Origin of the sequence: Streptomyces avidinii, from assembly GCF_014650695.1 — a bacterium.
GTDB lineage: Bacteria > Actinomycetota > Actinomycetes > Streptomycetales > Streptomycetaceae > Streptomyces > Streptomyces avidinii.
This window is the reverse complement of sequence record NZ_BMVL01000004.1, coordinates 278,385-289,501: the sequence shown is the minus strand read 5'-3', so window position 1 is coordinate 289,501 and position 11,117 is coordinate 278,385. Positions and strand designations below refer to the sequence as shown.

At 73.4% G+C, this 11,117-nt stretch carries 10 protein-coding genes; 7 read left to right on the top strand and 3 right to left on the bottom strand.

Going from position 1 to position 11,117, the window contains the following annotated elements; genetic code table 11:
* A complete protein-coding gene (locus IE257_RS12280; RefSeq protein WP_268251399.1) occupies nucleotides 1-1,164 on the top strand; it encodes an acyl-CoA dehydrogenase family protein in 1,164 nt (387 codons plus the stop codon).
* Between the two features lie 14 nt (nucleotides 1,165-1,178).
* Entirely contained in the window at nucleotides 1,179-2,024 is an 846-nt protein-coding gene (locus IE257_RS12275; protein ID WP_189967753.1) for an alpha/beta hydrolase family protein, read from the top strand.
* 52 nt (nucleotides 2,025-2,076) lie between these two features.
* Here IE257_RS12275 and IE257_RS12270 read toward each other — a convergent pair whose 3' ends face one another.
* From IE257_RS12270 to IE257_RS12260, 3 genes are all read right to left on the bottom strand, one after another.
* Nucleotides 2,077-3,090: a TolB-like translocation protein gene (locus tag IE257_RS12270; protein ID WP_189968317.1), complete on the bottom strand. Its 1,014-nt coding sequence runs from the start codon at nucleotides 3,088-3,090 to the stop codon at nucleotides 2,077-2,079.
* A gap of 16 nt (nucleotides 3,091-3,106) precedes the next feature.
* Nucleotides 3,107-4,498, bottom strand: a complete 1,392-nt coding sequence (locus IE257_RS12265; protein WP_189967751.1) for an MFS transporter — start codon at nucleotides 4,496-4,498, stop codon at nucleotides 3,107-3,109.
* Between the two features lie 127 nt (nucleotides 4,499-4,625).
* Entirely contained in the window at nucleotides 4,626-5,513 is an 888-nt protein-coding gene (locus IE257_RS12260; protein ID WP_229920297.1) for a glycosyltransferase family 2 protein, read from the bottom strand.
* Between the two features lie 380 nt (nucleotides 5,514-5,893).
* Here IE257_RS12260 and IE257_RS12255 point away from each other — a divergent pair, with 380 nt between their 5' ends.
* From IE257_RS12255 to IE257_RS12235, 5 genes are read left to right on the top strand one after another with little or no spacing between them, the layout of a single operon-like run.
* On the top strand, nucleotides 5,894-6,991 hold the full coding sequence (locus tag IE257_RS12255) for a Gfo/Idh/MocA family protein (RefSeq protein WP_189967746.1): 1,098 nt from the start codon (nucleotides 5,894-5,896) through the stop codon (nucleotides 6,989-6,991).
* A 59-nt stretch (nucleotides 6,992-7,050) separates the two neighbouring features.
* On the top strand, nucleotides 7,051-8,061 hold the full coding sequence (locus tag IE257_RS12250; RefSeq protein ID WP_229920296.1) for an NAD-dependent epimerase/dehydratase family protein: 1,011 nt from the start codon (nucleotides 7,051-7,053) through the stop codon (nucleotides 8,059-8,061).
* Nucleotides 8,058-9,227, top strand: coding sequence for a DegT/DnrJ/EryC1/StrS family aminotransferase (locus IE257_RS12245; protein ID WP_229920295.1), 1,170 nt, complete (start codon nucleotides 8,058-8,060; stop codon nucleotides 9,225-9,227). The genes IE257_RS12250 and IE257_RS12245 overlap by 4 nt, the downstream gene beginning before the upstream one ends.
* Complete coding sequence (locus IE257_RS12240; RefSeq protein WP_189967742.1) at nucleotides 9,224-9,994, top strand: NeuD/PglB/VioB family sugar acetyltransferase; 771 nt, start codon at nucleotides 9,224-9,226, stop codon at nucleotides 9,992-9,994. The genes IE257_RS12245 and IE257_RS12240 overlap by 4 nt, the downstream gene beginning before the upstream one ends.
* Nucleotides 9,991-11,106 carry a DegT/DnrJ/EryC1/StrS family aminotransferase gene (locus IE257_RS12235; RefSeq protein WP_189967740.1) on the top strand — a complete coding sequence of 372 codons (1,116 nt, stop codon included), beginning with the start codon at nucleotides 9,991-9,993 and terminating at the stop codon, nucleotides 11,104-11,106. The genes IE257_RS12240 and IE257_RS12235 overlap by 4 nt, the downstream gene beginning before the upstream one ends.
* The last annotated feature ends 11 nt before the right edge of the window (nucleotides 11,107-11,117 follow it).

Here is an 11,117-nt window from a genome sequence, read left to right as displayed (position 1 = left end):
ATGGTCGTGGAAGAATCACGCAGTCGATCAGAGTGGAAGCAGACGTTCCGCACTTTTGCCGATGAGGTGATGGCGCCGCACGTCCGCCGTTACGACGAGGAGCGGACGTTCCCCGTCCCGATCCACGAACGGGCCGCGGCCGAGGGGATCCTCAACGCCGCCTTCCCCGAGGAGCTGGGCGGCGCCGGGCTGTCCTACACGGAGTTCGCCGAGGGCATCAGCGAGCTGTCGGCGGTCTGCCCGGGGATGACCTGGACGCTGGTGTTCAACCGCGGGGCGCTGCATCCCGTGGTCGCCGCCGGCACCGCGGAGCAGAAGGAGCTCTTCGTCACCCGGCTCCTGAAGGACAACGGGTACGCGGCCCTCGGGCTCACCGAGCCCGAGAACGGCTCGAACCTGCTGGCGGCCGGCACCCGCGCCGTGCGGACGGAGTCCGGCTGGCTGCTCAACGGCGGCAAGTGCATGTCCGGGAACGGGACCGTCGCCGACGTGTTCATCGTTCTGGCCAACACGGTGGTGGACAACCGCAAACGCGGTCTGTCGTTCTTCGCCGTTCCGCGGGACGCTGCGGGGGTGACCGTGAGCGAGGACATCGACAAGGCGGCGTTCCGCTGCCTGCCCACGCCCGCGGTGACCTTCCGGGACGTGGCCCTGGAGCCGGTCAGCCTGATCGGGCGGGCCGGCGACGGGGAGTTCCTGCTGAACGAGCTCCTCGCGACCATCCGGATCGGCGGGGCCGCCTGCGGGACGGGGATCGTGGCCGCCATGCTCCGCGACGCACTGACCTGGGTGGGCGAGCGCCGGGTGTACCCGGACGACCGCATGGACACCCTCAGCCATGTGCAGCTGACCCTCGGGCGGCTGTACGTGGAACTGTGCGCGGCGCGCAAACTGCTGGAGGAGGCGACCGGCCTGGCCGACCGGGGGCTGCCCTTCGGCAGGGAGAGCTCCATGGCCAAGTACGCGGCGACCGAGCTCGCCGTGCGTGCCTCCAACGAGATCCTGCAGTTGTACGGGTGGCGGGGCATCGCCGCCGATTACGGGGTCGAGAAGCGCTGGCGGGACGCGCGCGCCCTCACGATCTTCGAGGGGTCGAGCGAGATCCAGCTGCTCAACGTGTTCCGCGAGATGCGCAGGATGGCCACGAGTGAGGGAGGCCTGTAATTCCGTCCACCGAAGTGACCACGGAGACCGTGCGCGCCGAGGACGGCGCCACGGTCCATGTCCGGCTGCACCGCAGGCCCGAAGAGCCTTCGGCGCCGGTGCTGGTGTGCATGCCCGCCATGGGCACCAGGGCCGTCTCCTACACCCCCCTGGCGGAGGCCCTCGTGGCGGCCGGCTTCCAGGTGGCCCTCGGTGAGCTGCGGGGACAGGGCACGAGCTCGGTCCGGGTACGGCGCGGGGTGCGGTACGGCTACCACGAGATGGTGACGTACGACTACCCCGCGCTGTTCCGGGCGGTGGCGGCGGCCTTCCCCGGGGCGCCGCGCCATCTGCTGGGGCACAGCCTCGGCGGGCAGCTCGGCACGCTCTACCTAAGCCGGGAACCGCACATGGCGGCGGGCGCGATCCTGGTGGGCGCCCCGTCCTGCCACTGGCGCGGCTGGCCCTTTCCGCGGAGCCTGGGGATGCTCGCGGGGTTCCAGCTCGCGGCCCTCTTCGCCTCGGTGTACGGGTACTTCCCCGGCCGGCGCATCAAGGTGCTGGGGAACGACTCGGCGCAGATCCTGCGGGACATGGCCACCCAGGTCCGGACGGGCCGCTACGACGTGCCGTCCTCACCGGTGGATTTCGAGCCCTGGCTGGCGAAGCTGGACCTGCCGGTGCTGGCGGTGACCGTCAGGGGCGACAACATGGCCCCGCCCGGCGGGGTACGGGGGCTCAGCGACAAGCTCACGAGCGCGCGGGTGACCCACTGGGAGCTCGTACTGGGCGACGGCACGCGGGGCAGCAGGCACTACGGCTGGATCCGCGACAACGCCGGACTCGTCGAGCGGGTACGGACCTTCGTGGACCGGGCCTGACCCGGACCCACCCGGCCCGCCCCGGTCGCTCCCCCCGGTCCGCCTGCGGTGTTCAGCCCAGGCGGACCGGGGAGGAGGCCCCGGGGGCCAGCAGCCGGGGGGTGCCGCTGCCGTCGGCGGGCACGGTCCACAGGTCCGTGCTGTCGGCGGCGCCGTCGGTGGGCAGGCCGTAGGCGAGGGTGCGGTCGTCGAGCCAGGCGGCCTGGTCGTCCACGCTGCGCTTCTCCGCGAGCGCGTGCTCGCGCAGCGTCCCGAGGTCCATCACGTGCTCGCGCCAGAGCGAGGCCCCGGCCCGGACCCGCTTCTTGTACGCGATGCGCGTCTCGTCCGGGGACAGCGACGGGCATTCCACGTTCTTCGCGAGGGTGGTGACGGAGCGCCCCGAGATCGAGCCCTTGACGAGGTGGGTCTCGCCGCCGGTGGAGAGGGTGGCGTAGAAGGTGTCGTCGTCCTTGGAGAAGGTGACCCCCCAGAAGTTCACGTCCTGGGCGCGGTGCTCCCGGCCGTCCATGGTGATCGTGAACTCCTCCAGGTTCGCCTCCAGCTTCCCGGTGCGGGTGTCCACGATCGCGGTCCGGGTGGAGAAGAACGCGGCGCCGTAGGACTCCCCCGAGACGAAGACCGTCCAGGCGGCGAACCGGCCGCTGGGCGATACCCGGGCCCGGCTGGGGGTTCCCGCGAGGGGGAAGCTGCGCAGCGTGCGCAGCTCGGAGTCGACGATCAGCGCCTTGTTGTCCTGGGCGAGCGCGCCCGGTGTGGAGCGCAGGCACACGCCGGTGCCCGAAGCGGCGTAGAAGCGCCGGCAGTTGAGCTCGGAGGCGGTGCGCTCGGAGTCGGGGGCGTCGGCCGGGACGGAGGCGAGGGCTCCGCGGTGCGGGCCCTGACCGCCGTTGAGGAAGGTCAAGGTGCCCGGCCGGGTGAGGGTGACGGTCCCCGGGGCGACCGTCGGGCCGCCCGCTGAGGGCTTGTCGTCGCGGGAGGCGGCGCGCAGCACGAGCGCGGCGGCCAGACCCCCGAGCAGCAGTACCGCCACCGCGAGGACGATCAGGCGGCGTGACAACGACAGAGTCATCTGGGGGGCCTCACGGGCTTCCGGTGCGGTTCGGGTCGGGGAGGGGGACGTCCGGTGCGGCCGGACGCAGGACGAAGCCGGCGACGGCCGCGCAGCAGAGCAGGCCGGCCGCGGCGGCGGCCAGGGCCGGGCCGGCGCCCCACAGCGTCCACGCCGCGCCGAAGGCGAGCGAGCAGCCGAAGCGGGCCAGCGCCTGGCCGGTGCCGACCAGGGCCAGGCCGGTGGCGCGCAGTTCCGCGGGGACGGTGGCGGCGACGGCTGCGGGCAGCACGCCGTCGGTGGCGGCGTAGAACATGCCGTGCAGGGCGAGGACGAGGTAGGGCAGCGCCGGCTGGTCGGGGGCCCACAGCAGCAGCGCGTAGCCGGCCAGCAGGAGGGCGTGCCCGGTGAGGAACACGGTGCGCCGGCCGATCCGGTCGGCGAGGGCCCCGGCGGGCACGGCGAGCACCAGGAACACGGCGGCGGTGCCCAGCGGCAGCAGCGGGAACCACTGGTCGCCGATGCCGGTGCGGCGTTGCAGGAGCAGGTAGACGAAGGCGTCGCTGACGGTGGTCAGGCCCAGCAGGACGGCGCAGATCGCCAGGTTGCGCAGCCGGGGCAGACGCAGCAGGCCGAGGGCGTCGCGCAACCGGACGGGGGCCGGGCGGTCCGCGGCGGGGACGGCGGCAGCGGCTGCGACAGCGGCAGGTTCGGCGGCGGCGTCGACGGAATCGGCCTCGGCCGTACGGGGCACGGGCGGCCGAGGACGGGGTCGGGGCCGGGTGTCGCCGTCGCCGGACGGGACGAAGAGCATGAGCACCACGACGCCGAGGGCGGCGACACAGGCGCTGACGCCGAAGACGGCGTCGTAGCCGTCGACCGCGACGCTCAGGATGAGGAACGCGGCGAGCGGGCCGAGCAGCGCGCCGGTGGTGTCCATGGCCCGGTGCACACCGAAGGCGCGTCCTTGTAACTCGGGCGGGGTGGACAGGGAGATCAGTGCGTCGCGCGGGGCGGTGCGCAGTCCCTTGCCGGTGCGTTCCAGGGTGAGGATCACGCTGATCGGGCCCAGGCTGTGGGCGAACAGCAGCAGCGGTTTGCACAGGGCGGACAGGCCGTAGCCGATGCCGGCGATCAGCTTGTGGTTGCGAACCCGGTCGGCGAGGTGTCCGCCGGTCAGCTGCACCAGGGCGCTGACCCCGTTGTAGACGCCGTCGAGGGCCCCGAAGCCGAGGGGGCTCAGGCCCAGCCCGGCGATCAGGTACAGCGGCAGGACGGCGGTGACCATCTCGGAGGAGATGTCGGTGATCAGGCTGACCGTGCCCAGTGCGAGGACGGTCGGGGCGACCGCGGCGGCCCGGACGGGCCCCCGGTCCGGAGCGGGCTCCGCGCCCGCGGGCGCGGAGCGGTCCGCGAGGTACATGCTCTGGAGCTCCCGATGCCGACGGACTGAGTTCACTCGAACGCGCGAGGGAAACCCTAATGGTTGTACGGGCCAACAGTGGGGCGTACGAAGGGATTCGGCCGCATGCCCCGGGGCGGCCCCGGGGTCAGCCCTGCCGGCTGCTCTCGTCCCGCAGCCAGGTGGAGAAGTCCTGGTCGCGGATGGCCTTCCGGGAGCCCCGGCGGGCGGCGAGTGCGGCCACCACGAACACCACCACCCCCGGCAGCAGCGCCGGTCGGGCCCACAGCAGGGCGCGCAGATCGGCCGTTCCGGTACGCGCGGTCCGCTCGGTCCGCTCCGTCCCCGGTGGCTGCTGCGGCGCCTCGGCCTGCCGTTCCGCCCGGAAGCGCTCGTACTCGGCGGAGGAGGTCGCCGCGCGGACCCGCCGCCTGATCAGGTCGGACCAGGTGCGCGGCGGACGGACGACGACCCGGGCCTCCTCGACCACGCGCCGCTCCCCGGGCCCGAAGGCGAGGGAGGCCGCCAGGTCGTCGGCCATCAGCGGCGGCAGCGCGGCGATCCGCGCGTGCCCCGGCTCGGTCACCGCGATGACCCCCCGGCCGAACAGGCCCTCACGGACGGCGGGCAGCCGCTGCCACACCCGGTAGTACGCCCGGACCGGCCAGGCGCAGCCGGCGAGCGGAATGTCCCGGCCGGGGGCCACGGCGAGGAGTTCCGGGCTCCGGTCGAGCGCGCCCAGCAGGGCCCGTACGTCGGCCGCGCCGACGACCACGTCGGCGTCCACGTACAGCCGGGGGAAGCCCCGGGCGTGCTCGTCGCCCACCCGAAGTGCGTGGTGTTTGGAGGGAGTCGGCACCTCCACCACGCGCACCCGGTCCCCGCGTTCACCGGCCACGCGGGCGGTGTCGTCCGTACAGCCGTTGCACACCACGACGATGTCGGCCCCGGTCGCCGAGGTGTCGGCCAGGAGCGCGTCGAGGAGCCGGCCGATGACCCGGCCTTCATTGTGGGCCGGTATCACGATGCTGGTCACCCGGGCAGTATGCATGGTCGAACACCCGCGCCAGGCGATTACGCCAACTCTGCCCGGGGGTACGCCCGGTGGACTAGATTGAGCGCCGCCGACCGGAATCGGCACGCTTCGGCGGCGCCGGGATCCGGAACGGGCCGATACGGCCCGGAGCGGTGGGCGGTACGGGTTCGGCTGCTTGTGGGGAACAGGCTGCCGGGCCGGGGGGCGGGCACACGTATCACGTAGAGCATCGGTTGTGGGGGGCCATCACCGTTGAGCAGGTCACGCACGGCACGCGTAGGCGTCCGGGCTGCCCTCGACGGCATTTCCCTCCATCACACGCGTCCCGGCCATGAGTTGGCGACACGCCGTCCGGCGTGCGCGGAAGGAAGGGGAACGCCGTGAAGGACACCGCGAAGGACGCGGGGCAGGGCGCGGGCGACACCGGCAAGGGGTCCGCACCCTTAGGTGTCGCCGTCGTCGGCGCGGGCTACTGGGGCCCCAATCTCGTCCGCAACTTCCAGTCCAGTGACCAGTTCCGGCTGCGGTGGCTCTGCGATCTGAACGTGGACCGGGCCCGGCAGGTGCTCGGCGGGTACTCCACGGTCCAGGCGACCGGCGACTACGAGGCGGTCCTCGCCGACCCGGAGGTCGACGCGGTCGCCGTGGCCACCCCGGCCGGCACGCACCTGGACGTCGCCCTGGCCGCCCTGCGCGCCGGCAAGCACGTCCTCGTGGAGAAGCCGCTGGCCGCCACGTACGAGGACGGGCTGCGGCTGGTCGACGAGGCCGAGGAGCGCGGTCTCACGCTGATGTGCGACCACACGTACTGCTACACCCCTGCCGTGGGCCGGATCCGCGAGATGGTCCGCTCCGGCGAACTCGGCGACATCCACTACGTGGATTCGGTACGGATCAACCTGGGGCTCGTCCAGAAGGACATCGACGTCCTGTGGGACCTCGCCCCCCACGACCTGTCCGTCCTGGACTTCATCCTCCCGGACCACGTCCGGCCGGTCGCCGTCGCCGCGCACGGCGCCGACCCGATCGGGGCCGGCCAGTCCTGCGTGGCCTACCTGACGCTCCAGCTGAGCACCGGCGCCATCGCGCACGTGCACGTCAACTGGCTCTCCCCGACGAAGGTGCGCACCACCATGGTCGGCGGGTCCAAGCGCACCCTGGTGTGGGACGACCTCAACCCCACCCAGCGCGTCGCGGTGTTCGACCGCGGGGTGGACCTGAGCGCCCCGCAGGAGATCGGCGCGGACGAGCGCCGGGACATGCTCGTCTCCTACCGGACCGGCGACATGGTGGCGCCCGCGATCGGTGAGAAGGAGGCCCTGCGCAGCATGGTCGAGGAGTTCGCCGCGTCCATCAGGACCGGACGGGCGCCGCTGACCGACGGCCGGGCCGGACTGAAGGTGCTGGACATCCTGGAAGCCGCCTCCCGGAGCCTGGAGTTCCGCGGAGCCGTCGTCGGACTGCGCACCGGACGCTGACCGTCCCCGCAGTCCGATTCACACGCATGACCACGAACAAATCCAGTGGGGGCAGGGCGTTGAGCAGGGTACGAGGCAAGAAGATTCTGGTCACCGGCGGGGCCGGCACGATCGGCTCGCACGTGGTGGACCAACTGGTGGACGGCGGAGCGCGCGAGATCGTCGTGCTCGACAACTTCGTGCGGGGGCGGCGGGCCAACCTGGCCCGCGCCCTGCCGAGCGGGGTGGTGGAGGTCGTCGAGGGCGACATCCGTGACGCGGCCACCGTGCGCAAGGTGACCGAGGGGGCCGAGCTGGTCTTCCACCTCGCGGCCATCCGGATCACCCAGTGCGCGGAGGAGCCGCGCCTGGCCAACGAGGTCATGGTGGACGGCACGTTCAACGTGCTGGAGGCGGCCGCGGCCGCCGGAGTGGGCAAGGTGATCGCCTCTTCCTCCGCCTCGGTCTACGGCCTGGCCGAGACCTTCCCGACCACCGAGCGCCACCACCCGTACAACAACGACACCTTCTACGGGGCCGCGAAGGCCTTCAACGAGGGGATGCTGCGCAGCTTCCACTCGATGTACGGGCTGGACTACGTCGCGCTGCGCTACTTCAACGTGTACGGCCCCCGGATGGACATCCACGGGCTCTACACCGAGGTGCTCATCCGCTGGATGGAGAAGATCGCCGCGGGCGAGCCGCCGCTGATCCTCGGTGACGGCACCCAGACCATGGACTTCGTCGACGTCCGGGACATCGCGCGCGCCAACCTGCTGGCCGCGGAGTCGGACCTGACCGACGAGGTCTTCAACGTCGCGAGCGGCACCGAGACCAGCCTGCTCCAACTCGCACAGGGCCTGCTGGAAGCGATGGAGGCGGACCGCCTGGTGCCCGAGCACGGGCCGGCCCGTGCCGTGAACGGGGTGACCCGCCGGCTCGCGGACACCTCGCAGGCCGCCGGGCGCCTCGGCTTCACCCCCGGGATCGACCTGCGCAGCGGGCTGCGGGACCTGGTGGACTGGTGGCGCGCCGAGCGGGCCGCGGACACGGCCGCCGCCTCCGACACGGCCGCGGGGACGACCCGGTGAACGCCGTCCCGGACGCCGCGCCCGACGCCGCCCCGGCCCGGATCCCCGTGATGGTGCCCTGGCTCGGCGAGGAGGAGGCGCAGGCCGCCGCCGACGCGGTGCTCTCCGGCTGGGTGGCCCAGGGTCCCCGGGTCGCCGAGTTCGAGCGGGCCTTCGCGGAGCGGGTGGGTGCCGAGCACGGCATCGCGGTGAGCTCGTGCACCACCGCCCTGCACCTGGCCCTGATCGCCCTGGACCTCGGTCCCGGCGACGAGGTGATCGTCCCCTCCCTGTCGTTCATCGCCACGGCCAACGCCGTGCGCTACGTGGGTGCGCAGCCGGTGTTCGCGGACGTCGAGGAGGCCACCGGCAACCTCACCCCGGCCACCGTGGACGCGGTCCGCACGCCCAGGACGAAGGCGGTGCTCGTCGTCCACCAGGGCGGGGTGCCCGCGGACGTGCACGCGTTGCGCGCGGCGTGCGCGGACTGGGACGTGGCCCTGGTGGAGGACGCCGCCTGCGGCATCGGCGCGACGGTCGGCGGCAAGTCGGTGGGCCACGGCGCCCTGCTCGCCGCCTGGTCCTTCCACCCCCGCAAGGTGATCACCACCGGCGAGGGCGGCATGCTGACCACGGACGACGCGCACTGGGCGGAGCGGCTGCGGCGGCTGCGCGAGCACGGCATGAACGTGTCCGCCGCACAGCGCCACGCGAGCAGCAAGCCGATCGTCGAGAGCTACCTGGAGGTCGGCTACAACTACCGGATGACCGACATCCAGGCCGCGGTCGGCCTGGTGCAGCTCGGCAGGCTGGACGAGATCGTGGCCCGGCGGCGCTCGCTCGCGGCCCGGTACACGGAGCTGCTGAGCACGGCCCCGGGTCTGCGCCCGGTCGGGGACCCCGGTCACGGCCGGGGCAACTTCCAGTCGTACTGGGTGCTGTTGGCCGAGGACTTCCCGGTCGGCCGGGACGAGCTGCTCGCGGTGCTCTCCGAGGCCGGGATCTCGGCCCGGCGCGGGATCATGGCCTCGCACCTGGAGCCCGCGTACGCGGACCACGGCGCGGCTGCCCTGCCGGTCACCGAGCGGATCAGCCGCGACTCGCTGATCCTGCCGCTGTTCCACACGATGACGCGGGAGCAGCAGGACCGGGTGGTGGCGGTGCTGCGCGAGCAGGCGGGCGGATGAGCGGCCCGCAGCAGCGGACCGAGGACCTGCTGATCGTCGGCGCGGGCGGGTTCGCCCGCGAGACCGCTCAGGCGGTACGGGACGCGGGCGCCGCGGCCGCGGCGTACGGCCGTGCCCCGCGGTGGCGCCTCGCGGGTCACCTCGACGACGATCCGGCCCTGCACGGCCGGGAGGTCGACGGGGTGCCGGTGCTGGGCGGCAGTCACCTCGTGCACCAACTCCCGGACGCCCGGGTGGTGGTGTGCGTGGGCAGCCCGCGCGATTACGCGGTACGCGCCCGGCTGGTACGGCGCCTGGGCCTGTCCGGGACTCGCTACGCGACGGTGGTCCACCCCACGGCCGTGGTCTCGGGGTCCTCGCTGCTCGGCGCGGGCTCGGTCCTGCTCGCGCACAGCGTGCTGACGGCGGCCGTCCGGGTCGGGTCCCACGTGGCCGTGATGCCGCACGTGGTGCTCACCCACGACGACCGGGTCGGGGATTTCGCCACGCTCGCCTCGGGCGTCCGCCTGGGCGGCGGGGTGCGGCTGGGGCGCGGGGCGTACGTGGGCGCGGGGGCGCTGGTGCGCGAGGGCACCACGGTCGGCGCCTGGTCGCTGACCGGGATGGGAAGCACGGTCCTGGCCGATGTGCCGCCCGGTGAGGTGTGGGCCGGAAGCCCCGCCCGCCGGCTGCGCGAGGCGGGTGGTCCGGCGCTCGACGAGCTGCGGGCCGATGGCGAGGAGACCGGCCGGTGGCCGGAGACACGGATGGGGAGCACAGTCGCATGAACCAGATACCGCTGGTCGACCTGAAGGCGGCGCACGCCGAGGTCGCCGAGGAATTACGCGCAGGATTCGACCGTGTGCTCGCCGACACCGCCTTCATCGGCGGTGCAGAGGTCCGCGCGTTCGAGCGCGAGTACGCCGAGTTCGCGGGGGTCGGGCACTGCGTGGGGGTCGCCAACGGCACCGACGCCCTCGAACTGGCCCTGCGCGCGAGCGGGGTGGGCGTCGGCGACGAGGTGGTGCTGCCCGCGAACACCTTCATCGCCACCGCGGGCGCCGTCGCCCGGATCGGCGCCCGACCGGTGCTGGTCGACTGCCTGCCCGACACGCTGCTGATGGACCCGCGGGCCGCTCTGGAGGCCGTGGGCGGGGCCACCCGAGCGGTGGTCCCCGTCCACCTCTACGGGCAGTGCGCGGACACGGCGGCGCTCGCGGCGGGGCTGCCGTCGCACGTGCGGATCGTCGAGGACGCCGCGCAGAGCCAGGGCGCGACCCGCGACGGCCGCTCCCCCGGCAGCGGCGGCATCGCCGCGACCAGCTTCTACCCGGGCAAGAACCTCGGTGCGTACGGGGACGCGGGCGCGGTGGTGACCGACGACGAGGAGAGCGCGGACCTGGTCCGGGCCCTCGCGAACCACGGCGGCATCGCCAAGTACCGCCACGACGTCGCCGGGTTCAACAGCCGGCTGGACGGTCTGCAGGCCGTGGTCCTGCGGGCGAAGCTGGCCCGGCTGGCCGACGGGAACGCGGCCCGCAGGGCGGCCGCCGCCCGCTACGACGAGCTGCTGGCCGACCTCGCCGCCGCCGGGCAGGTCACCCTGCCGGTCACCGCCGCCGGCAATGTCCACGTGTGGCACCTGTACGTGGTCCGGGTCGCCGACGCGGACCGCGACGCCGTCGTGGGCAAGCTCAACGCGGAGGGCATCGGCGCGGGTGTGCACTACCCGGCCCCGGTCCACCTCACCCCGGCCTTCGGTCGTCTCGGCCACGGCCGCGGCGACTTCCCGCACGCCGAACAGGCGGCGGACCGGATGCTCTCGCTCCCCCTCTTCCCGCAGATCACCGCCGCCCAGCAGCAGCGGGTCGTGGACACCCTCCGCAACGCCCTGCGCTGACCCCCCGCGCT